This is a genomic window from Streptomyces sp. NPDC001220, from assembly GCF_053597895.1.
Map to the genome: position 1 here is coordinate 132,191 of NZ_JBSFJE010000012.1, position 20,880 is coordinate 153,070.

Here is a 20,880-nt window from a genome sequence, read left to right on the forward strand (position 1 = left end):
GGCGGCCGTCCCCGTCCAGCTGGTGTTCAGAAAGCGGCGGCCGAACCGAGGTACTGCTCGGCGAAGGCCGTTGCCGCCGCGGGTGAGGTGAACAGCCTGCGCAGCCGGGCCAGGCTGGTGCCCGCGAGGAACGGATCGCCGGAGGCCGTCCCGTGGTAGATGCCGGACAGGAACCCGGAGAACTCCTGGTAGTCCCAGACCCGGCGCAGACAGGCGTGGGAGTAGCCGTCCAGGCCGGCGTCGTCGCCCTTGGTGACGTGCGCGGCGAGCGCGTCGCCCAGCAGGAAGGCGTCGTGCAGGGCGAGGTTCATGCCCTTCGCGGCGATCGGCGCGGTCAGGTGCCCGGCGTCACCGGCCAGGAAGAGGCGGCCGAACACCAGGGGTTCGACCACGTAGTTGTGCATGTCCAGCACGCGCTTCTCCAGCAGCCGCCCCTCGTTGAGCGGCGGCGCCCCTTCCGCACCGAGCCGTTCACGCAGTTCGGCCCAGACCCGCTCGTGGGACCAGCTCTCCGGGTCGTCGCCCGGCGGGCACTGCAGGTAGTAGCGGGTGACCTCGGGGCTGCGCGCCATGTGTCCGGCGAAACCGTTCGGATGGACGCCGAACAGCACGCAGTCCGAGGACGGGGGCGCCTCGGCGAGCAGCGCCAGCCACCCGATGCCGTAGTCCTGCCGGGAGATCCGCACCCGCCCGTCGGGTATCGCGTCCCGGGTCACCCCGCGCGCCCCGTCGCAGCCCGCGACGAACTCACAGCGCAGGACGTGCCGCCGGCCGGTTGCGGGGTCGGCGTACGACACCGCCGGCCGGTCCGACTCCAGGTCGTGCAGCCGGACGTCCCGCACCCCGAACCTGATGTCGCCGCCGCGCACGTCCGCGTACTCCCGCACCAGGTCCGTCACCAGCAACGGCTGCGGGCAGATGTAGTGATGACGGCCCGCCAGGCCGCCGTAGTCGAACCGGAAGCGCTCGCCGCCGAACCGGAACTCGCACTCGCTGTGCACCGGCGCCCGGGCCAGCAGCTCCTCGGCCAGACCACGTTGCCGGAGGCCGCGGACCGCCCATTCCTCGATCACCCCGGCCCGGGGCCGGGTCTCGATGAACTGCCTGCTCTCGGTCTCCAGGACCACGCAGTCGACGTCGGCGGCCCGCAGGATGTTCCCGACGGTCAGCCCGGCGGGCCCGGCTCCGACGATGACGACCGTACGGCGTTCTTCGGAGGGGGAGTCGGTGTGGGGGGAGGGGTGAGTCACCCCCGCATTATGACGGTGTCCCGTCAGCCACGGCAGGGCCGCCGTGGCTGACGGGACACGGGAGTCGGGGCGGGTCAGTGCGCCGGGGCGTCGGTGACCACGACCTCGTCGATGCTGCGCTCGATGTCCTGGGCCGAGGAGGCGGTGGCCTTGGCCCAGTAGTAGATGCCGATCGAGAAGGCGGCGATGACCACGATGTCCCACCACAGCGCGATGTGACCCTGGCCGCCGAAGGTGCCCTGCCAGGAGATCAGGCCCATCCCGATCAGATAGACGGGCAGCCACTGCGCGGCCCGGAAGTCCAGCCGGGGCGCGTCCGGCAGGTTCTTGCTGTGGGCGTAGTAGGCGTAGCCGCCGAGGAGCAGGTAGCCGAGGATGATCGCGAGGCCGAGCCGCCACAGGGTGCCCCAGCCGGACCAGTAGATGATCAGGTTGGCGACCACGAACGACAGCGGGGAGACCAGCTTGCCGAGAGGCAGCCGGTACGGGCGCTCGCGCTGCGGCAGCTTGTCGGCGAAGACGCCGTAGGCCAGCGGAGCGCCGGCGTACATCAGCACGCTCGCCGAGGTGATGAAGCTGACCAGCTGCTGCCAGCTCGGGAACGGCAGGAAGCAGATCACGCCGGTCACGAAGGACATGATGAGGCCGAACCACGGCACACCGCGGGCGTCGGTGCGGGTGAAGACCTTCGGCGCGTAGCCGTTCTTCGCCAGACCGTAGGAGACGCGGGAGGTGGCGGTGGTGTAGATGAGGCCGGTGCCGCCGGGGGAGATGATCGCGTCCAGGTAGAGGACCACGGCCAGCCAGCCGAGGCCCACCAGGGTGGCGAGGCCCGCCCACGGGCCTTCGATGCCCTTGTAGTGCAGGTGGCCCCAGCCGTGCGCGAAGGTGCTGTGTGGCAGTGCGACGATGAACACGACCTGGAGCAGGACGTAGATCACGGCGCCGATCGCGACCGAGCCGAGGGTGGCGCGCGGCAGGTCCTTCTTCGGGTTGCGGCTCTCGCCGGCCAGCTGGATGGCCTGCTCGAAACCGAGCAGCGCGAAGATGATGCCGCTGGTGCTGATCGCGGTCAGTACACCCTTGGCGCCGAAGGGCGCGAAGCCCTCCGAGTGGAAGTTGCCCGGGTGGAAGTTGCCGATCGCGATGATGAAGATCGCGGCCAGTGGCACGGCGATCTTCCACCAGGTCGCGGCGCTGTTGGTGTGCGCGAGCACCCGGACGCCGAAGAAGTTGACGCCGACGAACAGGGCCATGAGTACGACGGCCGCCAGCAGACCGCTCGCGGTCAGGGTGCCGTCGGCGTGCTGGAGGTGCTGGGCCCACTTCCAGTGACCGGCGTAACCGATCATGGCCTCGACCTCGATCGGGGCCACGGTCGCGGCCTGGAGCCAGGAGAACCAGCCGAAGGACATGCCGGCCAGGCCGCCGAACGCGTAGTGCGGGTAGCGGGCTGTACCGCCGGCCACCGGGAACATGCCGCCGAGTTCGGCGTGCACCAGTGCCAGGAGCACGATCGCTATCGCGCCGATCACCCACGAGATGATCGCCGCGGGGCCGGCCACGCCGACCGCCTTCTCGGCGCCGTACAGCCAGCCGGAGCCGATGATCGAGCCTACGGAGGCCCACATCAGGCCGATCAGGCCGACGTCCCGCCTCAGACCGCCCGAAGGTGTGGTGTCCTCCGTCGCGGCTTTCTCGACACTCACCATGTCAAGTGGCCTCTCAGTTTCTGAACGCAGATTTAACGAGTAAGGGGCCACAAGGTACGGGCGCACGCCGCTCCGGTTGAAGAGTGTTTCCCAAAACTTGACCCTCGATCTTTCCTGTCTTGGCGAAAGCCTTTGCACAGGTCAGCGAGGGTCACAGAATGTCCGTATTCAACTGTGATAAGTGAGAAGAAGGTAAGACAGGCAAGCTCAGATCTTCCTCAAATCCCGTTGAGTTCCCGCTCAGTTCCGGCTCAGCCGGGGAATTTCGATGGCCGGGCAGCGGTCCATGACCATGTCCAGACCCGCGGCCCGCACCCGCTCGTACGCCGCCTCGTCGACCACCCCGAGCTGGAACCACACCGCCTTCGCGCCCCGCGCCACCGCCTCGTCCGCGACCGCACCGGCCAGCTCGCTGTTGACGAAGACGTCCACCACGTCCACGCCGAAGGGGATGTCCGCGAGCGAGGCGTAGCCCTGCTCCCCGTGTACCGTCTCCGCCTTGGGATGGACCGGTACGACCCGCTTGCCGAACCGCTGCAGCACCTGTGCCACGCCGTACGCCGCGCGTTCCCGGTTGGACGACAGACCGACCACCGCCCAGGTGTCACCCGTCTCGGTCAGGATCCTGCGGATCGTCTCTTCGTCGCCGTACATCGTCGGCCTCCTCGGCTCGGGGGAACATCTGTGGTGGCCAACAGTGCCCGCCCGGACCCTGATTCCCGGGCCGGGGCCGGACCCGCGCACTACCGTCGGCGCACTCTTCGCGACAGCGACAGCGACAGTGGCAGTGGCGGTGGCGGTGGCGGTGGCGGTGGCGGCAGTGGCGGCAGCAGTGGCAGAAACAGTGGCAGAAGGTGTGCCATGTCCCGCATGTCCCGCCACGGTGACCGGAATCGGAGCAAGGTGCCTGCATACGGCCTTCCAGCCGCCTACGCTCAGCCCGTGCTCCGCATCCTCGACGCCACGACCGGTGAGACCGTCCCCGCCGCCCCCGCCCGCCGCGCCCTGACCCGGGTCGAGGTCCATGCCTCCGGGTACGACCTGACGGCGCTGCGGGTGCTGCTCACCACCGACCTGCTCCTGCGCGCCCTGGAGATCGGCGGCACCCCGGTCCTGCCCCTGCTCACCGCCGACCACCACCAGGCCGAGCTGCACGCCGCCGCCACCACCCTCGGCATCCGCCCCTTCGAGGACGGCCGCGACCTCGCGTCGGGACTGGGCGAGGCCCAGGTCGTCCATGTGACGGCGGAGGGCGTGGTGGTGCTCGGCGCCGGGGTCACCGTCGCCGTCGCCCCCGCAGGCGGCCCCGGTGCCGGCGTCCTCAACGGGCTCGCCGACCCCGCCGCACTCCGGCTCGCCCTTCTCGACGCCCCGCGCGGCACGGCCGTCCACCTCGGCGCCGGCGCCCTCGACGCGGCAGGCCGCAGGCTCGGGCGGCTCCGGCAGGCGGTGGCCCAGTGGGCGCGCAGCCCCTCGCGGCCGGTGCCGGAGAAGGTGCGGGGGCGGCTGCGGGACGCCTGGGAGGACGACCTCGACGTACCCGGGGTGCTCGGCGTCCTGCGCTGGATGGAGAGCCAGCCCGAGATCCCCGACGGCGCCCGCTTCGAGACCTGCGCCTACGCCGACCGGCTGCTCGCCCTCGACCTCACCCGTGACCTCGGGAGCGCGGCATGACCGCCCGCCCGGGTGCGGGACCGCTGCGCCGCCTGGTCGTCCTGCGGCACGCCAAGTCGGCCTGGCCCGAGGGTGTGCCCGACCAGCTGCGCCCGCTCGCGGCCCGGGGGCGCCGTGACGCCCCCGCCGCCGGCCGCGCCCTCGCCGAGTTCGACTGCCTGCCCGACCTCGCGGTCTGTTCCACCGCGGTGCGCGCCCGGCAGACCTGGGAGCTGGCGTCCGGCCAGTGGGGCACGCCCCCGCCGGTGCGCCACGACCGGCGGGTGTACGCGGCGGGCGTACCCGAGCTCCTGGAGGTGGTGCGCGAGACCGCGCCCGAGGTGGAGACGCTGCTGCTGGTCGGGCACAACCCGGGCCTGGAGGAGCTGGTCCTGGAACTGGCCGGGGACGGCCTGGACGACACCATGGAGCAGGTGCGGAAGAAGTTCCCGACGTCCGCGATCGCCGTCCTGGCCTGGCACGGGACGGCATGGGCGGCGCTGGGCCCGGGGACGGCACTGCTGACGGAGGTGACGGTGGCGCGGGGCGGCCGCGGGTAGGCCCCCTGCCGCGCGGCGGGACGGAGGGGTTCAGCCTCGGGCCGGGTGCGCCCGCGACTCCGCATAGGCTGGGCGGATGCAGGACGAGTACCGCACAGTCGCCCGCGCGGGCACCCACGAGACCGAGGTCAACCGCTCCCGCTTCCTGTGCGCCCTCGCCCCGGCGGCCACCGAGCAGGAGGCCCAGGACTTCGTCGCGCGGGTCCGCAAGGAGCACTCCGACGCCAGCCACAACTGCTGGGCCTACGTCATCGGCGCCGACGCCGCCACCCAGAAGGCCAGTGACGACGGCGAACCGGGCGGCACCGCCGGTGTCCCCATGCTCCAGATGCTGCTGCGCCGCGACATGCGGTACGTCGTCGCCGTCGTCACCCGCTACTACGGCGGGGTCAAGCTCGGCGCCGGCGGACTCATCCGCGCGTACGGCGGCGCCGTCGGCGAGGCCCTCGACACCCTCGGCGCGATCACCCGCCGCCGCTTCCGGCTGGCCACGGTGACCGTCGACCACCAGCGGGCCGGCAAGGTCCAGAACGACCTGCGCGCCACCGGCCGCGAGGTCCGTGACGTCCGCTACGGCGAGGCGGTCACCATCGAGATCGGGCTGCCGGACGCCGACGTGGACGCCTTCCGTGCGTGGCTGGCCGACACGACGGCGGGAACGGCCGGCCTCGAACTGGGCGGGGAGGCCTACGGAGACGCGTGACGATCAGTACCAACCGGACATAACACCCGTAATTCATTCGGCTCATGACGGGCTGATACGGGAGTAACCGCCCGTGATGTCAGACCCGGCCGTTAACCTCGGGGATCATGAGACTCCTGCACACTTCCGACTGGCACCTCGGCCGGGCGTTCCACCGGGTGAACATGCTCGGCGCCCAGGCCGAGTTCATCGGTCACCTCGTGGCGACCGTGCGTGAGCACGCCGTCGACGCCGTGGTCGTGTCGGGAGACGTGTACGACCGCGCGGTCCCGCCGCTGGCCGCGGTCGAGCTGTTCGACGACGCCCTGCACCGGCTGGCCGACCTGGGCGTGCCCACGGTGATGATCTCCGGCAACCACGACTCGGCCCGCCGCCTGGGCGTCGGCGCCGGTCTCATCGACCGCGCGGGCATCCATCTGCGCACCGAGCCGTCGGCCTGCGGCACGCCCGTCGTGCTCACCGACGCCTTCGGCGACGTCGCCTTCTACGGCCTGCCGTATCTCGAACCCGCCCTGGTGAAGGACGAGTTCGCCGTCGAGAAGGCCGGGCACGAGCCGGTGCTGGTCGCCGCCATGGACCGGGTCCGCGCCGACCTCGCCGCCCGCCCTCCGGGCACGCGGTCCGTCGTCCTCGCGCACGCCTTCGTCACCGGCGGCGAAGCGAGCGAGAGCGAGCGGGACATCACCGTCGGCGGGGTGGCCGCCGTCCCGGCCGGAGTCTTCGACGGCGTCGACTACGTCGCGCTGGGCCACCTGCACGGCTGCCAGACCATCACCGAGCGCGTCCGCTACTCCGGGTCCCCGCTGGCGTACTCCTTCTCCGAGGCGGACCACCGCAAGAGCATGTGGCTCGTCGACCTGGCCGCCGACGGCGCCGTCACCGCCGAGCGCCTGGACTGCCCGGTCCCGCGCGCGCTGGCCCGTATCCGCGGCACGCTCGACGACCTGCTCGCCGACCCCGCCCTGACCCGGCACGAGGACGACTGGATCGAGGCCACCCTCACCGACGCCGTCCGCCCCGCCGACCCGATGGCCCGCCTCACCGACCGCTTCCCGCACACCCTCAGCCTGGTCTTCGCCCCCGACCGCGCCCCCGACGACCCCGACGTGACCTACGCCCGCCGCCTGGCCGGCCGCACCGACCGGCAGATCGCCGAGGACTTCGTCGCCCATGTCCGCGGCGCGGGCCCCGACCAGCGGGAGGTGATCGTGCTGGGCGACGCCTTCGACGCCGTGCACGCCGACCTCGCGGTGCGGGAGGTGGCGCGGTGAGGACGTACGCGCGACGGATCACGGAGGCCGCCCGGTGAGGCTCCACCGGCTCGACATCACCGCCTTCGGCCCCTTCGGCGCCACCCAGCGCGTCGACTTCGACGCGCTCTCCGCCGCCGGGCTCTTCCTGCTGCACGGCCCGACCGGCGCCGGAAAGACCTCCGTCCTGGACGCCGTCTGCTACGCGCTCTACGGCACCGTCCCGGGCGCCCGCCAGAGCGGCCAGGGCGCATCCCTGCGCAGCGACCACGCCGACCCGGCCACCCGCACCGAGATCCGCCTCGAACTCACCGTCGGCGGACGCCGGTTGGAGATCACCCGGCAGCCGCCCTGGGAGCGCCCCAAGAAACGCGGCTCGGGCACCACCCTCGACAAGGCCCAGACCTGGCTGCGCGAGTACGACGCCACGGGCGGCGCCTGGAAGGACCTCAGCCGCTCCCACCAGGAGATCGGCGAGGAGATCAGCCAGCTGCTCGGCATGAGCCGCGAGCAGTTCTGCCAGGTCGTCCTGCTGCCCCAAGGCGACTTCGCCCGCTTCCTGCGCGCCGACGCCGGCGCCCGCGGCCAGCTGCTCGGCCGCCTCTTCGACACTCAGCGCTTCGCCGACGTCGAGAAGCGTCTCGCCGAGCGCCGGAAGGCGACCGAGGCCCGGGTGCGGGACGGCGACTCCGCGCTGCTGGCCGACGCACATCGCATGCAGCAGGAAGCCGGCGGCGCGATGGAGCTGCCGGAGCTCTCCCCGGGCGAGCCCGGTCTCGCCGAGGCCGTCCTCACCGCCGCCGCGGTCGCCCGCAGCACCGCCCGCGAACACCTCACCGTCGCCCACTGCCGCCTCACCGCGGCCGAGTCCGCCCAGTTCGCCGCCGACCGCGCACTGGCCGGCGTCCGCGAACTGGCACGGCTGCAGGGCCGGTTCGCCGAGGCCCGGGAGCGGGCCGTACGACTGGAGGAGCGGGCCGGGGACCGCCGTGCGGTACAGGCGCGGATGGAGCGGGGGCGGCAGGCGGCGGCGGTGGCGCCGACGCTGGAGCTGCGGGACGCCGCCGAGGCCGGGCACCGGGAGGCGGCCGCCGCCGAGGCGCGCACCCGTGCGCTGCTGCCGGAGACCTTCGCGGGAGCCGGTGCGGCGGGACTCGCCACCGCTGCCCGCCGGGCGGCCGAGGAGCTGGGCGGGCTGGAGTCCGCGCGCCGGGCCGAGCGGCGGCTCGCCGAGGTCGTGGACGAGCGCGGGCGTCTTGACCGGCAGGAGCGGGACGACGAGGACGCCCTGCGCGAGGCCGCGGGCTGGCTCGCCGACTGGGACACCGTACGCGCGGGACTGGGGACCCGGATCGACTCCGCCCAGGAGGCCGCGACTCGCGCCGAGCAGCTCGCCGTCCAGCGCGATCCCGCCCGCCGACGGCTGGCGGCGGCGCGACTGCGGGACGAGCTGGGCCGGGACACGGACGAGGCCCAGCGCCTGGCCCTGGCCTCCGCGCGGCGGGCCGTCGACGCGCGCGCCCACTGGCTCGACCTCAAGGAACAGCGCCTGAACGGCATCGCCGCCGAACTGGCCGCCGATCTCACCGACGGCGCACCCTGTGCGGTCTGCGGGTCCACCCAGCATCCGGCGCCCGCACGGAAGTTCGCGGGGCACGTCGACCGGGAGGCGGAGGAGCGGGCCCTCGCCGCCTACCAGCGCGCCGACGAACAGCGCGCCGAGGACGAGCGGCGCCTCGGCACCGTCCGCGAGGCACTGGCCGCCGCCACCGCCGAGGCGACCGACACGTCCACCGGTCAACTCGCCGCCGAGGCCGATGAGTTGGAGCAGGAGTACGCGCGGGCACGGCGCGCGGCCTCCGACCTGCACGCGGCGCAGGAGGAGCTGCGGCTCGCCGAGCAGGAGCGCGAGCGCCGGCTGGCCGGCCGGCAGCAGGCCGAGGTGCGGGCCGCCGCCCGGCTGACCCGGCGGGACGGCCTCGACACGGAACTGGCCTCCCTGGAGGAGGAGCTGGCCACGGCCCGGGGCGGTGCGGTCAGTGTCGCCGCCCGGGCCGCGCAGCTGGAGCGGCAGGTGACACTGCTCACCGACGCCGCCGACACCGCCCGCGCCGCCGCCGACACCGCCCGGCATCTGAAGGACGCCGACGCACGGCTCGCCGACGCCGCCTTCCGGGCCGGCTTCGACACCCCGCAGGACGCGGCCGCCGCCCTCCTCGACGACACCGCCCACCGAGAGCTCCAACGGCGCCTGGACGACTGGCAGTCCGAGGAGACCGCGGTGCGCGCGGTGCTGGCGGAGGCCGACACCGCGGCGGCCGCCCAGCAGCCGCCCGCCGACCTCGAGGCGGCGGAGCGCGACGCCGCCACGGCGGCCCGGCGGCTGCGCGACGCCGCCTCCGCCCGGGACCGGGCCGACCGCTGCCGCGCCGAACTCGACCGCCTGTCCGCCCGCGCGACCGAGGGCGTGCGCCGGCTCGGGCCGCTGCGCGAGGAGTACGAGCGGGTCGCCCGGCTCGCCGCCCTCACCGCCGGCACCTCCGCGGACAACGAGCGCCGGATGCGGCTGGAGTCGTACGTCCTGGCGGCCCGCCTGGAACAGGTCGCCGCCGCCGCGACCGTACGCCTGCACCGCATGTCCTCCGGCCGCTACACCCTCGTCCACTCCGACGACCGCACCGGACGCGGCCGCAGCGGCCTCGGGCTGCACGTCGTCGACGCCTGGACCGGACGCGAGCGGGACACCGCCACCCTGTCCGGCGGCGAGACCTTCTTCGCCTCCCTCGCGCTCGCCCTCGGCCTCGCCGACGTCGTCACCGACGAGGCCGGCGGCGTCCGGCTCGACACCCTCTTCATCGACGAGGGCTTCGGCAGCCTCGACGACCAGACCCTGGACGAGGTCCTCGACGTCCTCGACTCGCTGCGTGAACGCGACCGCAGCGTGGGCATCGTCAGCCACGTCCCGGACCTGCGCCGCCGTATCCACGCCCAACTGGAGGTGGCGAAGGGCAGATCGGGCTCGACGCTGCACCGGCGCGGGGTCTAGGTGCCGATGGCACGGCGGGGGAGGGGCGAGGAGTAGACGACGCTCGTCGTCACCGAGCCCAGGGTGCCGATCCTGCCGGAGACCTCCTCCAGGTGACGCATCGAGCGGGCGGTGACCTTGATGACGAAGCAGTCGTCCCCCGTGACGTGGTGCGCCTCCAGGATCTCGGGGGTGGCGGCGACCAGGTCGTGGAACGGCCGGTAGTTGCCGTTCGGATAGCGCAGCCGGACGAAGGCCAGGATCGGCAGGCCCAGCCGCTCCGGGTCGACCACGGCCGCGTACCCCTGGATCACGCCCGCCTCCTCGAGGCGGCGCACCCGCTCGGTCACCGCGCTCGGGGACATCGCGACGGCACGCGCCAGCTCGGCGAAGCTGGCCCGGCCCTCGCGCTGGAGGACATCGAGGATGCGCCAGTCGGTGGCGTCCGGGGAAAACACGGTCATGGCGGATGGATAACAGGGAATCCCCGGCCGGACAAGGCCAGGGCCGGGGATCGTACCTTCAGGACGATCGGTCACCGGCCGTAGATTTCCGGGCATGGAGATCCGCCGCACCGGCGGCCAGTGAAAGGCCCCAGATGACCGCCACCACCGTGAACCCCGTCCTGCGCGTCGCCCCCGCCGCGCCCGCCGAGGCCGCCGCCCACTTCCGGGCGAGCCTCGTCTTCCACGCCGACGTCTCCGACGTGGCCGCCGCCCTCGCCGCCGACGGCGACCCCGGCTTCGTCGTCCTGGACTCCCGCTCCACCGAGTCCTGGGACCAGGGCCACATCCCCGGCGCCGTCCACCTGCCCACCGCGCTGATCCCCGAGCAGGCGGCCCGGCTCCTCGACAGGGACGTGCCCGTGGTGACGTACTGCTGGGGTCCCGGCTGCAACGGCGCGACCCGCGCCGCCCTCGCACTGGCCGAACTCGGCTACCGGGTCAAGGAGTTGCTCGGCGGGTTCGAGTACTGGGTGCGTGAGGGCTTCGAGTTCGAGACCTGGCAGGGCCGCACCCGCCGGGCTCCGGACCCTCTGACCGCACCCGTCGAGGGCGACTGCGGTTGCTGATTCCCTGAGGCGAACTTGTGCCGTCGCTGTACGTGTAGGTTCACCCCCATGACTCGTTATGCGGATCCAGGCGCGGTGGAGTGGGTGGAGTCGGGCGGCGGCCCGCTCGTGGCGGTCCCGGAGACGGTCCTGCCGTTCTGGGCCGGAGCCGACAGCGAGGAACTGGCCACCGACTACGACCGCGCCTGCGAGGTCGACGGCTACGTCGGACTGCTCCCGGTCGGGGACAGCGCGGCCCTGGTCCTCGGCGACGAACCCGCCTCGACGTCCTTCCTGCCGGACCACGGCACGTTCATACGCTGGTCCGCCGCCAACTCCGAGGACGAGCTGCTGGCCCAGGTCCCCGCCGCACTCGACAGCGCGGTGTGGGAGAACGAGATCCGCTGGCAGGTGCCGGGCCCCGTCGTCCTGTTCGACTCCGCCTGGCCGGGCGGCGAGGCGGCGGGCGGGGACCATCTGCGGGTCCCGCTGGAGCCCGGCACCTACGAGGTGCACGCCGCCTACACCAGGCCCGGCCCGGAAACCTGGCTGGGCCTGGTGCGGTTGCGCAAGGTCGACAACTGACCGTCCGTCACCTGAGCCCGTCGATGGCGATGTTGAGGTGGCGCGGACCGCGCAGCACCGCGTTCGGCCGGTAGGGCGGCGGGTCCTCGACCAGTCGCGGGTTGTCGAGCCGGCGGGCCAGCTGGGCGAGCGCGAGCTGAGCTTCGATACGGGCCAGCGGAGCGCCGAAACAACTGTGGATGCCGCTGCCGAACCCGAGGTGCTGGATGTCCTGGCGGTCCGGGTCGAACCGGTCGGGGTCCGGGAACCGCTCCGGGTCCCGGTTGCCCGCGGCCAGGACCAGCCAGATGCGCGAACCCTTGGGGATGGTCACCCCGCGCACCTCGATGTCGGCGATGCAGGTGCGCTGCGGCACGAGCTGCACCGGCGGCTCGTAACGCAGCAGTTCCTCCACGATCCGCACCGACAGGCCCGGGTCGTGGCGCAGCCGCTCCAGGACCTCCGGGTGCCGCAGCAGCGTGAGCATGCCGTTGGTGATCAGGTTGACGGTCGTCTCATGGCCGGCGATGAGCAGCAGCACCGCGGTGCTCAGTACCTCCATGGTCGTCATCGAGCCGTCCGGACCACTGCTGTGCACCAGGTCGGACAGCATGTCGTCGCGGGGTTCCTTGGCGCGCTGCTCCACCAGCCCGTTCAGGTACATGCCGAGCTGCAGCCGGGCCTCCTGCGCGGTGCGCTGGGAGTCGGCCGCCGTACGGCTGTCGGGATCCAGGCCGGCGACGATCGGGTCGACCCAGGCCCGGAAACGGGGCTCGTCCTCGCGCGGCACACCGAGCAGCCGGCAGATCGCGGTGACCGGGAAGGGGTACGCGACCTGGTCGACGAGGTCGAACTCCCGGGCGTCCCCGAGGCCGTCGACGAGACCGGTGATGATCTCCTCCAGCTGGCCCCGCATGTCGTCGATCCGGCGCGGCCGGTGCGGTGGCCCGAAGGAGCTGTTGGCGATCCTGCGCAGCCGGTCGTGCTCCGGCGGGTCCAGCCGGATGAAGCTCGGCGGCAGTCCCGTCGCCTCCGGACCGGACAGGTCGTCGTGGCCGCCGGCGGTCACGTTGGACTCGTCGGAGCTGACCCGCGGATCGTGCAGCAGGGCCTCGATGTCGTGGTAGGAGCTGATGAGGTAGGGACCGTCGTCCTCCTCGTGCAGCACCGGCGTCTTGCGGAGTTCCTCGTACACCGGGTACGGGTTGGCGCGGTTCGCGAAGTCGGTGATCTGGCGCAACAACGAGGTCTGCGTCGTCATGACAGGTCCTTCGAACGTCGGGGCCGGGGCACGGTCAGTGGCGGGCGGGGTGGAAGACCAGCTGCTGGTCGGTCGGCGAGTAGCCGCTGAGGGTCACCATGGGACCGTGCGTGGGCAGCGCGGGGTCCGGGAAGTCGGCGTCGACCGGCGCCCGGCCCTCGGGACGGCGGTCCACCGTCGGGAACTCCACCGGGAACGGCGCGCCCTTCTCGATCTGCCGCTGGTAGAACTCCAGCCACCGGGTGTTGTCGAAGCTCACCGCGGCGATCGTCCGGCCCTTGTAGCCGTACACCCCGACGAACCGGCGTTCGGCCAGCGAGCCCTGCGTGATCATGATCTGCTCGCCCATCGGCGGCACCCCGACGGACTTGATGTTCACCCCGAACTGGGACGACCAGAACGCCGGCACCCACAGATGCGGCCTGCGCTCCGCGCTCGGGCTGATCATGTTGTGCGCGGCGATCTCGGCCTGCGCGACCGCGTTGCCCCAGTGCTCCAGGGAGAGGAACTGATAGCCGAACAGGGCGTGCGGGGACCGGGCGACATCGCCGGCGACGAAGATGTCGTCGGTGACGATGCCCCGGAAGTCGAAGGCACGGCAGCCCGCGTCGCAGGCGATGCCCCGGGGGCCCGCGCCGAGACCGGATCCGGTGAGCCAGCCGGTGTTGCGGATCGCGCCGAGCGACACGATCACGACGTCCGCCTCGACGACGCTCTCGTCGGACAGATGGACGGCGCGCACCCGGCCGGCCGAGTCGCCCTCCAGCGCGGTGACCATGACCCCGGTGCGCAGGTCCACCCCGTTCTCGCGGTGCATGTCGGCCGCGACCGCGCCGATCACCCCGCCCAGGGCGCCCACCAGCGGCGCGCCCGCGCGTTCCGCCACGGTGACCTCGATCCCGTGCTCCCGGCAGGCCGAGGCGATCTCCGAACCGGTGAACCCGGCGCCGATCACGAACACCCGGCGCGGGCGGGCCTTCAGCCGCCGCAGCAGCGCGGCCGCGTCGTCCCGGGTGCGCAGGGTGAACACGCCGTCCAGCCGGGCCTCGTCCTCCCTGGGCCAGGGCCGGGCGCTCACCCCGGTCGCGATCAGCAGACGGTCGTACTCGACCTCGTCGCCGTCGGCCAGCCGGACCCGCCTGGCCTCGATGTCGAGACCGGTCGCCGCGACCCCCAGCCGCCACTTCGCGTCGATCTCCCGGCGGCGGGGCAGTTCGGTGTGGTTCGGGGACGCCTTGCCGAGCAGCACCCCCTTGGACAGCGGCGGCCGGTCGTACGGCTCGTAGGGCTCGTCGCCGATCATGGTGAGTTCCCCGGTGAAGCCCTCGGCGCGCAGCGTCTCGGCGCCACGAAGCCCGGCCAGCGAGGCACCCACGATCACGATCCGGCCCTCGCGCCGGAGCCAGTCGAGATGGTCAGCGGGCGCCATCGGACGTCCCTCCCACGGCCCCGTCCAGGCCGTCGGCGGTGATCGCCTGCACCGGGCAGGCGGCGACGGCACGGGCCAGCCGCTCCCGCTGCTCCTCCTCGGCGTGTGGGCTGTAGACGAGCGATTCCTCGCCGTGCATGGCGAAGACGTCAGGGGCGAGGAACGCGCACTGCGCGTATCCCTGACATCTGTTGAGATCGACGACAAGGCGCATCATGGCTCCGCCCTTCCGGTGGCCAGGTGTCGTGCGTACCGCCAGTCCGTGGCTTCAGTCTCGGACCGCGGAGAACTCCCCGCACGTCAGCATGGGCGCCCGCGTGTGCCACCGCGCGCCGGGGCTTCCGATCGGGTGAGTCCTCAGGACGCCGGGGCCGGGGCGGAACGCCGGAAACCCGCCACGACGATGTAGGAGCTGAGCAGCAGCGACCAGGCCGGGAACACCAGCTCCGCCCACGGCACGACCGACGACACGAACAGCAGGACCAGGGTGCAGAGGAAACCCAGCACCGTGAGCCAGCGCGGCAGGATGCCCAGTCGGTGCCCGATCACCGAGGTGGAACAGACGAAGACGGCCGCCATCCGCATCGCGTAGCCGGTCATCAGCGTGTACGCGAAGTGCTGGCCGAAGTCCCAGGTGGGCCGGGAGGGCGAGGTACCCGCCGGGTGCGCGGTGTCCAGCACGGCCGCGGCCGCCGCGGCGGCGCCGAACATCGTGGCCGTGAAGACCAGCCCGCTGCCGAGGAACACGGTGGCGATGAACCGGTCCTCGCTGTCGCCGACATGGGCGCGCACCGCGCCGGCGAACCAGAGGAAGAGGATGCCGGCGAACGGCACCAGCAGGAGGGCCGCGTGGACGGCGCTGCGCTGAGCGGGGTCCGGCGCCTGGGCGTCGACCGCGTCCGCGCCCTGCGGGACACCCAGCCGGATCAGCACGATCGCGGCGGCCAGCAGCAGAGCGAAGACGATGCCGGCCACACCGGCGGCACGGGGGGCCTCCAGCGACTGCCCCCGGGGCGTGGAGGTCTGCATGCGCGGCTCGCTTCCTGTGCGACGGCCCCCCGCACCAGCAAGCCGCCTGCGCCCGTCCACCGCCACCGGAGCACACCCGAACGGCAGACGGCGCCACCTCGGCCGCCGTCCGCCGCGCGCTGTCCGGGCGCGGGCCCGGCGAGTCCGGCGCGGCCGTGGCCGCACGGTTCCCGGCCGGACACCGGGGCCGGCCCCGACGACTCGGCGCGGCTCGTCGCACGAGGCACGCCGGGTCACCGGGCAGGTCGTCGGCTCCGCGGCGGCCACCGCCGCGGACCAGCCGTCAGAGCTGCGACAGTTCGTCCACCAGGTCGTCCAGACCCAGTGACCCCTGGGACAGGGCCGCCATGTGCCAGGCCTTGAGGTCGAAGGCCTCGCCACGCCGCTCACGGGCCTGCTCCCGGCCCAGCAGCCAGGCCCGCTCGCCCAGCTTGTAGCCGATGGCCTGTCCCGGCATGGACAGATAGCGGGTCAGCTCGCTCTCCACGAAGTCCGCCGGCCGGCTGCTGTGCGCGCCGAAGAACTCCTGCGCCAGCTCCGGCGTCCAGCGCTCCCCGGGGTGGAAGGGGGAGTCGTCCGGGATCGTCAGCTCCAGGTGCATGCCGATGTCGATGATGACCCGCGCGGCGCGCATCATCTGCGCGTCCAGGTAACCGAGCCGGCGCTCCGGGTCGGTGAGGAAGCCCAGCTCGTCCATCAGCCGCTCCGCATACAGCGCCCAGCCCTCGGCGTTGGCGCTGACCATGCCCACGCTGGCCTGGTAGCGGGAGAGGTTGTCGGCGATGTGCTTCCACTGCGCCAGCTGGAGGTGGTGGCCGGGCACACCCTCGTGGTACCAGGTCGAGACCAGGTCGTAGACCGGGAACCGGGTCTGGCCCATGGTCGGCAGCCAGGTGCAGCCCGGGCGCGAGAAGTCGTCCGACGGCGGGGTGTAGTACGGCGCCGCCGCGCTGCCGGGGGGAGCGATCCGGGACTCGACGCGGCGGACCCGCTCGGCCAGGTCGAAGTGGGTGCCGTCCAGCTCCTCGATGGCCTCGTCCATCACGGACTGCAGCCAGCGCTGGACCTCGTCGACGCCCTCGATGTGGCTGCCGTGCTCGTCCAGGTGCGCCAGCGCCACCCACGGCGTGGCCGCGCCGGGCAGGATCTTCTCGGCCTCGGTCCGCATCTCGCCGAGCAGCCGGTGGTACTCGGCCCAGCCGTACGCGTACGCCTCGTCCAGGTCGAGGTCGGTGCCGTTGTAGTAGCGGACCCAGCGGGCGTAACGCTCGCGGCCCACCACGTCCGGGGCACCCTCGACGGCCGGTGCGTACACGTCCCGCATCCACGCGCGCAGCGCCGCGACACCCTGGGTGGCGGCGCGGGCGGCCTCCTCCAGCTCGGCGCGCAGCGCCTCGGGCCCGGAGGCGGCGAACTGCTCGAACCAGCCCCGGCCGTCACCCGCGTCGGTCCATTCGCCGAGCTGTCCGACGAAGGTGGCGGTGGCGCGCGGCCCCGCGTGCAGCTTCCGCTCCAGACCGAGTTCCAGGGACTGCCGGTAGCCCTCCAGCGCGGCCGGCACGGCGCGCAGCCGCTCGGCGATGGCCGCCCAGTCCGCCTCGGTGGCCGTAGGCGTCACGGTGAACACCTGACGCACCGCGTGCGCGGCCGAGCTCAGGTTGCTCACGGAACGCAGACTCTCGTCCGCCTCGTGCACGGCGAGGGAGGCGGTGAGCCGCTCGCGCAGCAGACGCGCGCAGCGACGCTCGATGTCACTGTCCGCGCCGGGCTGCCGTTCGGCCTCGTCGAGCTTGGCGAGCGTGTCACGCTGGAGCCGGGCGAGCGCCTCGGCGCCGGCCGGCGAGGTGTCCGGCAGACGGCTCGAACTCTCTTTGACGCCGAGGAACGTACCGGTGATCGGATCGAGGGCGATGAGCTCGTCGACGAAGGTGTCGGCGACCTGGCGGGGCAGCGGGCTGTTGGTCTGTGACATGCGGTCCATCCTCGTACGGCGGGCCGCCGCACGTCACTGGGATTGAGCTGACGGCGTAGGCGGGAGCAGCGGTCCGCACTCCCACTGCTGGAAGATCAACCGGGTCTCCACCCGGGCCACTTCGCGCTGGGACGTGAACTCGTCCAGCACCAGCCGCTGCAGGTCCGTCATGTCGGCCACCGCCACATGCACGAGGTAGTCGTCGGGACCGGTCAGATGGAACACCGTCCGCGATTCCGGCAGCGCCCTGATCCGCTCCACGAACGGCCCCACCAACTCCCGCCGGTGCGGCCTCACCTGCACCGAGAGCAACGCCTCCAGACCACGCCCGAGCTTGGCCGGATCGAGCTCCAGCCGATGCCCGAGGATCACTCCGGAGCGCCGCAGCCGGGTCACCCGGTCCAGACAGGTCGACGGCGCCACGCCCACCCGGGCGGCGAGATCGCGGTAGGTGGTCCGGGCGTCGTTCTGCAGCAGCCGAAGCAGATGCAGATCGACCGGATCCAGTACGACAGATTCGGCCATACGGCGAACGTAACACGGTGTTCGCTTCCCGTACCCCGCTCGATGTTCACCCTTCGGGCATGGACTCGACGAGCACCTACGACGACTCAGTGAGCACCTACGACGACTCGGTGAACCTCCGCGCCGGCGCGACGCGACTGCCCGGCGCCTCGCGCGCCCTGGCCACCGAGGCCGTGCACGCCGGCCGCGACGACCTCGCCCGGCAGGGCCTGCACGCCCCGCCGATCGACCTGTCCACCACCTACCCGTCCTACGACAGCCGCGCCGAGGCCGCCCGCATCGACGCCTTCGCCACCGACGGCGCGGACCCGACCGGACCGCCGGTCTACGGGCGGCTCGGCAATCCGACGGTCGCCCGCTTCGAGACCGCCCTGGCCCGTCTGGAGGGCACCGAGTCGGCCGTCGCCTTCGCCAGCGGCATGGCCGCCCTGAGCGCCGTGCTGCTCGCCCGCGCGGCGACCGGCCTGCGCCATGTCGTCGCCGTACGCCCCCTGTACGGGTGCAGCGACCACCTCCTCACCGCGGGTCTCCTCGGCACCGAGGTCACCTGGACCGACCCGGCCGGCATCACCGACGCGCTGCGCCCCGACACCGGCCTGGTCCTGGTCGAGTCCCCGGCCAACCCGACCCTCGCCGAACTCGATCTGCGCGCCGTCGCCCACGCCTGCGGCACGGTCCCGTTGCTCGCCGACAACACCTTCGCCACCCCCGTCCTCCAGCGGCCCGCCGAACACGGCGCCCGGCTGGTGCTGCACAGCGCCACCAAGTACCTCGGCGGCCACGGCGACGTGCTGGCCGGGGTGGTCGCCTGCGACGAGGAGTTCGCCGGGCAGCTCAGGAAAATACGTTTCGCGACCGGGGGCGTCCTGCACCCGCTGGCCGGCTACCTGCTGCTGCGGGGCCTGTCGACCCTGCCGGTCCGGGTCCGGGCCGCCTCCGCCACCGCCGCCGAACTCGCCCGCCGTCTCACCGCCGACCCGCGCATCGCCCGCACTCACTACCCGCGCCTGGGCGGCGCGATGATCGCCTTCGAGGTGCACGGCGACCCGCACGAGGTCGTCTCCCGGGTACGGCTGGTCACCCCGGCCGTCAGCCTCGGCAGCGTCGACACCCTCATCCAGCACCCGGCCTCCATCAGCCACCGCGTCGTCGACGCCGAGGACCGCCGGGGCGCCGGGGTGAGCGACCGACTGCTGCGGCTGTCGGTGGGCCTGGAGGACGTCGACGATCTCTGGTCCGACCTGGACTGGGCACTGGGGGACAGCTGAGCGCCCCGAAAGGGGCGCCGGGCCGTAGCGATGTGCGGCTCCGCCGCGCGGGCGCGACCAGCCCCCACGCACCCGCAGCCGTGCGACGGCCCTGAGCCCTACGGCGCTTCGGCCTTCCCAGCCTCGCCCGGACCGGAAAGCCACCCCACGGCAGGCACGGCGTCCCCCGGCTCCGCCGGGACCGCCGCCAGCCGGGCCGTGATGACCAGCGTCCCCTCCTCGATCTGATAGTCCAACGGCAACTCCAGCCCCCGCATCGCCGCCACCATCCCGGTGTTGGACGCCTGCGTCACCGCGTACACGCTCTCGCAGCCCGCCTCGACGGCCATGCCCACCAGCCGGCCCAGCAACTCGCTGCCGATTCCACGCCGCTGCCAGTCGTCCTCGACGAGCAGCGCGACCTCCGTCTCGTCCCCGTCCCACAGCAGGTGCCCGAGCGCGACGATCCGGCCCGACGCGGTCTGCACGGCCAGCGTCCGGCCGAAGCGGGGGCTGAGCAGGTGGTTCAGATAGCGGTCCGCGTCCCCGACCGGGCCGTGATAGCGCAGCCCGAGGGTCCGTGCCGAGCAGCGCTCGTGCATGGCCTTCGCGGCCTCCACGTCACCGGTGTCGGCCCGGCGTACGGTGATCTCCCTGCCCTCGGACAGGGTGAGCACGTCCTGACTGCGCGGGATACGCGGCCCGAGCCGGGCGTCCAGTTCCACCAACGCGCGCGCCCGCGCGAACTCGGTCGGCGTGAACGGCAGATACGGCCGCTCCACGGTGATCACTCCACCCTCCGGTGCGCGCAGCCGCATCACGGTGTCCTCCAGCACCCCTTCGACGGGAACCGTCTCGGGGCTCCGGGCCCCGCCGACCGGATGGGCGGGGAGCGAGCGGATCGTGCACCTCCCCAACAACTGCCGGAGGGCCAGCGGAAGTTCCGCCGCGTCCAGCGCGGTTCGGGTCGCCAGGCCGAGCACCCGGGTCGGGGCGTCCACCAGATCGTGCGCGTCGGCCCGCTCGATCCAGGTCTCCCTGCCCCCGGCCAGCGCGACCGCCCGGGTGATCTCACCGGCCGTCAGCAGGCCCGGGGCCCGCAGCAGGAACTCGTCGACCGTGCCGTCGGCCAGCGGATGCGTCTGCAGGTTCAGGATGTCGACCGTGTGCCCGGCGAGCGCGGTGCACAGCGCGGCCAGCGAACCGGGCTCGTCCCGCACGGTCGTGCGCAGCCGCCACAGTGTGCTGTGCGCGCCATCGGCCGCCGGGGCCTTCGGACCGGGCCCGGCCTGCCGCGTCTCGGTGACGGCCGGCCGGGCGCCGGTATCGGTATCGGTCACCGGAGGTGCGTGACCTGGGCGCCTGGCCCACCACACGTGGAAGCCGGCCGTCGCCGCCAGCACCAGGGCCGAGATCACCAGCAGTGCCGGGCCGTCGGGCCCGTGCCCGATCAGGTTCGCCACCGCGTCCGCCACGGCGACGGCCGTGAACAGGGCGGCGAGTTCGACGACGTCCCGTCGCCAGTGGTGCACGGGACGTCCGTTTCGCGTGCGCCTCACATCAGACATGTCTCGATTCATGCATCCACTGTGAAGGAAGGGTGTTGCGTGATCACGAACGCGCTGTGACCGACGGGTAAAGTGTGCTTA

19 protein-coding genes are annotated in these 20,880 nt (G+C 72.9%); 8 read left to right on the plus strand and 11 right to left on the minus strand.

Annotated elements, in window-relative coordinates; all coding sequences use genetic code 11:
- Positions 1–26 precede the first annotated feature (26 nt).
- The 3 genes from ACWDGI_RS27655 to ACWDGI_RS27665 form a co-directional block, all read right to left on the minus strand.
- Positions 27–1,250, minus strand: coding sequence for a 4-hydroxybenzoate 3-monooxygenase (locus ACWDGI_RS27655; protein ID WP_450763414.1), 1,224 nt, complete (start codon positions 1,248–1,250; stop codon positions 27–29).
- 74 nt (positions 1,251–1,324) lie between these two features.
- Entirely contained in the window at positions 1,325–2,962 is a 1,638-nt protein-coding gene (locus tag ACWDGI_RS27660) for an APC family permease (RefSeq protein ID WP_450763416.1), read from the minus strand.
- Positions 2,963–3,202: 240 nt separating this feature from the next.
- Entirely contained in the window at positions 3,203–3,616 is a 414-nt protein-coding gene (locus tag ACWDGI_RS27665) for a CoA-binding protein (protein ID WP_450763418.1), read from the minus strand.
- 288 nt (positions 3,617–3,904) lie between these two features.
- Between ACWDGI_RS27665 and ACWDGI_RS27670 the strand changes: the two genes are divergently transcribed.
- The 5 genes from ACWDGI_RS27670 to ACWDGI_RS27690 all read left to right on the plus strand — a co-directional run bounded on the left by ACWDGI_RS27670 (position 3,905) and on the right by ACWDGI_RS27690 (position 10,174).
- Complete coding sequence (locus tag ACWDGI_RS27670; protein ID WP_450763420.1) at positions 3,905–4,636, plus strand: hypothetical protein; 732 nt, start codon at positions 3,905–3,907, stop codon at positions 4,634–4,636.
- Entirely contained in the window at positions 4,633–5,175 is a 543-nt protein-coding gene (locus ACWDGI_RS27675) for a SixA phosphatase family protein (RefSeq protein WP_450763422.1), read from the plus strand. Before ACWDGI_RS27670 ends, ACWDGI_RS27675 begins: the two co-directional genes overlap by 4 nt.
- A 76-nt stretch (positions 5,176–5,251) precedes the next feature.
- A complete protein-coding gene (locus tag ACWDGI_RS27680) occupies positions 5,252–5,878 on the plus strand; it encodes a YigZ family protein (protein WP_450763423.1) in 627 nt (208 codons plus the stop codon).
- Between the two features lie 107 nt (positions 5,879–5,985).
- The gene (locus ACWDGI_RS27685; protein WP_450763425.1) at positions 5,986–7,149 is read left to right on the plus strand and encodes an exonuclease SbcCD subunit D; all 1,164 of its coding nucleotides are present in this window, start codon (positions 5,986–5,988) and stop codon (positions 7,147–7,149) included.
- A 34-nt stretch (positions 7,150–7,183) separates the two neighbouring features.
- Positions 7,184–10,174: an AAA family ATPase gene (locus ACWDGI_RS27690; RefSeq protein ID WP_450763427.1), complete on the plus strand. Its 2,991-nt coding sequence runs from the start codon at positions 7,184–7,186 to the stop codon at positions 10,172–10,174.
- Here the strand turns inward: ACWDGI_RS27690 and ACWDGI_RS27695 are convergent.
- Positions 10,171–10,617, minus strand: coding sequence for an Lrp/AsnC family transcriptional regulator (locus ACWDGI_RS27695; protein ID WP_450763429.1), 447 nt, complete (start codon positions 10,615–10,617; stop codon positions 10,171–10,173). The two genes, ACWDGI_RS27690 and ACWDGI_RS27695, sit on opposite strands and share 4 nt — an antisense overlap.
- A gap of 134 nt (positions 10,618–10,751) precedes the next feature.
- On the opposite strand from ACWDGI_RS27695, the gene ACWDGI_RS27700 reads away from it, so the two are divergent.
- Both ACWDGI_RS27700 and ACWDGI_RS27705 read left to right on the plus strand, forming a co-directional pair.
- The gene (locus tag ACWDGI_RS27700; RefSeq protein ID WP_450763431.1) at positions 10,752–11,225 is read left to right on the plus strand and encodes a rhodanese-like domain-containing protein; all 474 of its coding nucleotides are present in this window, start codon (positions 10,752–10,754) and stop codon (positions 11,223–11,225) included.
- Positions 11,226–11,273: 48 nt separating this feature from the next.
- Positions 11,274–11,789: an immunity 21 family protein gene (locus tag ACWDGI_RS27705; protein ID WP_450763433.1), complete on the plus strand. Its 516-nt coding sequence runs from the start codon at positions 11,274–11,276 to the stop codon at positions 11,787–11,789.
- Between the two features lie 7 nt (positions 11,790–11,796).
- Here ACWDGI_RS27705 and ACWDGI_RS27710 read toward each other — a convergent pair whose 3' ends face one another.
- The 6 genes from ACWDGI_RS27710 to ACWDGI_RS27735 all read right to left on the minus strand — a co-directional run bounded on the left by ACWDGI_RS27710 (position 11,797) and on the right by ACWDGI_RS27735 (position 17,984).
- Positions 11,797–13,029, minus strand: coding sequence for a cytochrome P450 (locus ACWDGI_RS27710; protein ID WP_450763435.1), 1,233 nt, complete (start codon positions 13,027–13,029; stop codon positions 11,797–11,799).
- Positions 13,030–13,063: 34 nt separating this feature from the next.
- Positions 13,064–14,458: an NAD(P)/FAD-dependent oxidoreductase gene (locus ACWDGI_RS27715; RefSeq protein WP_450763437.1), complete on the minus strand. Its 1,395-nt coding sequence runs from the start codon at positions 14,456–14,458 to the stop codon at positions 13,064–13,066.
- Positions 14,445–14,672, minus strand: coding sequence for a ferredoxin (locus ACWDGI_RS27720; RefSeq protein ID WP_450763766.1), 228 nt, complete (start codon positions 14,670–14,672; stop codon positions 14,445–14,447). The genes ACWDGI_RS27715 and ACWDGI_RS27720 overlap by 14 nt, the downstream gene beginning before the upstream one ends.
- Before the next feature lie 143 nt (positions 14,673–14,815).
- Entirely contained in the window at positions 14,816–15,487 is a 672-nt protein-coding gene (locus ACWDGI_RS27725) for a hypothetical protein (protein WP_450763439.1), read from the minus strand.
- A gap of 283 nt (positions 15,488–15,770) precedes the next feature.
- Entirely contained in the window at positions 15,771–17,459 is a 1,689-nt protein-coding gene (locus ACWDGI_RS27730) for a DUF885 domain-containing protein (protein WP_450763441.1), read from the minus strand.
- A gap of 33 nt (positions 17,460–17,492) precedes the next feature.
- Positions 17,493–17,984, minus strand: a complete 492-nt coding sequence (locus ACWDGI_RS27735) for an Lrp/AsnC family transcriptional regulator (RefSeq protein ID WP_362561907.1) — start codon at positions 17,982–17,984, stop codon at positions 17,493–17,495.
- Positions 17,985–18,043: 59 nt separating this feature from the next.
- Between ACWDGI_RS27735 and ACWDGI_RS27740 the strand changes: the two genes are divergently transcribed.
- Entirely contained in the window at positions 18,044–19,252 is a 1,209-nt protein-coding gene (locus tag ACWDGI_RS27740; protein WP_450763444.1) for a trans-sulfuration enzyme family protein, read from the plus strand.
- A gap of 98 nt (positions 19,253–19,350) precedes the next feature.
- On the opposite strand, the gene ACWDGI_RS27745 is transcribed toward ACWDGI_RS27740, so the two are convergent.
- Positions 19,351–20,763, minus strand: a complete 1,413-nt coding sequence (locus ACWDGI_RS27745) for a GNAT family N-acetyltransferase (RefSeq protein WP_450763446.1) — start codon at positions 20,761–20,763, stop codon at positions 19,351–19,353.
- Positions 20,764–20,880 lie beyond the last annotated feature (117 nt).

What these genes read in the sequence shown, in the direction of transcription:
- ACWDGI_RS27665 (WP_450763418.1), bottom strand. Translation starts at nt 3,616, where the DNA reads ATGTACGGCGACGAAGAGACGATCCGCAGGATCCTGACCGAGACGGGT.
- ACWDGI_RS27725 (WP_450763439.1), bottom strand. Translation starts at nt 15,487, where the DNA reads ATGCAGACCTCCACGCCCCGGGGGCAGTCGCTGGAGGCCCCCCGTGCC.
- ACWDGI_RS27660 (WP_450763416.1), bottom strand. Translation starts at nt 2,962, where the DNA reads ATGGTGAGTGTCGAGAAAGCCGCGACGGAGGACACCACACCTTCGGGC.
- ACWDGI_RS27705 (WP_450763433.1), top strand. Translation starts at nt 11,274, where the DNA reads ATGACTCGTTATGCGGATCCAGGCGCGGTGGAGTGGGTGGAGTCGGGC.
- ACWDGI_RS27700 (WP_450763431.1), top strand. Translation starts at nt 10,752, where the DNA reads ATGACCGCCACCACCGTGAACCCCGTCCTGCGCGTCGCCCCCGCCGCG.
- ACWDGI_RS27740 (WP_450763444.1), top strand. Translation starts at nt 18,044, where the DNA reads ATGGACTCGACGAGCACCTACGACGACTCAGTGAGCACCTACGACGAC.
- ACWDGI_RS27710 (WP_450763435.1), bottom strand. Translation starts at nt 13,029, where the DNA reads ATGACGACGCAGACCTCGTTGTTGCGCCAGATCACCGACTTCGCGAAC.
- ACWDGI_RS27720 (WP_450763766.1), bottom strand. Translation starts at nt 14,672, where the DNA reads ATGCGCCTTGTCGTCGATCTCAACAGATGTCAGGGATACGCGCAGTGC.
- ACWDGI_RS27685 (WP_450763425.1), top strand. Translation starts at nt 5,986, where the DNA reads ATGAGACTCCTGCACACTTCCGACTGGCACCTCGGCCGGGCGTTCCAC.
- ACWDGI_RS27735 (WP_362561907.1), bottom strand. Translation starts at nt 17,984, where the DNA reads ATGGCCGAATCTGTCGTACTGGATCCGGTCGATCTGCATCTGCTTCGG.
- ACWDGI_RS27680 (WP_450763423.1), top strand. Translation starts at nt 5,252, where the DNA reads ATGCAGGACGAGTACCGCACAGTCGCCCGCGCGGGCACCCACGAGACC.
- ACWDGI_RS27695 (WP_450763429.1), bottom strand. Translation starts at nt 10,617, where the DNA reads ATGACCGTGTTTTCCCCGGACGCCACCGACTGGCGCATCCTCGATGTC.
- ACWDGI_RS27675 (WP_450763422.1), top strand. Translation starts at nt 4,633, where the DNA reads ATGACCGCCCGCCCGGGTGCGGGACCGCTGCGCCGCCTGGTCGTCCTG.
- ACWDGI_RS27730 (WP_450763441.1), bottom strand. Translation starts at nt 17,459, where the DNA reads ATGTCACAGACCAACAGCCCGCTGCCCCGCCAGGTCGCCGACACCTTC.
- ACWDGI_RS27715 (WP_450763437.1), bottom strand. Translation starts at nt 14,458, where the DNA reads ATGGCGCCCGCTGACCATCTCGACTGGCTCCGGCGCGAGGGCCGGATC.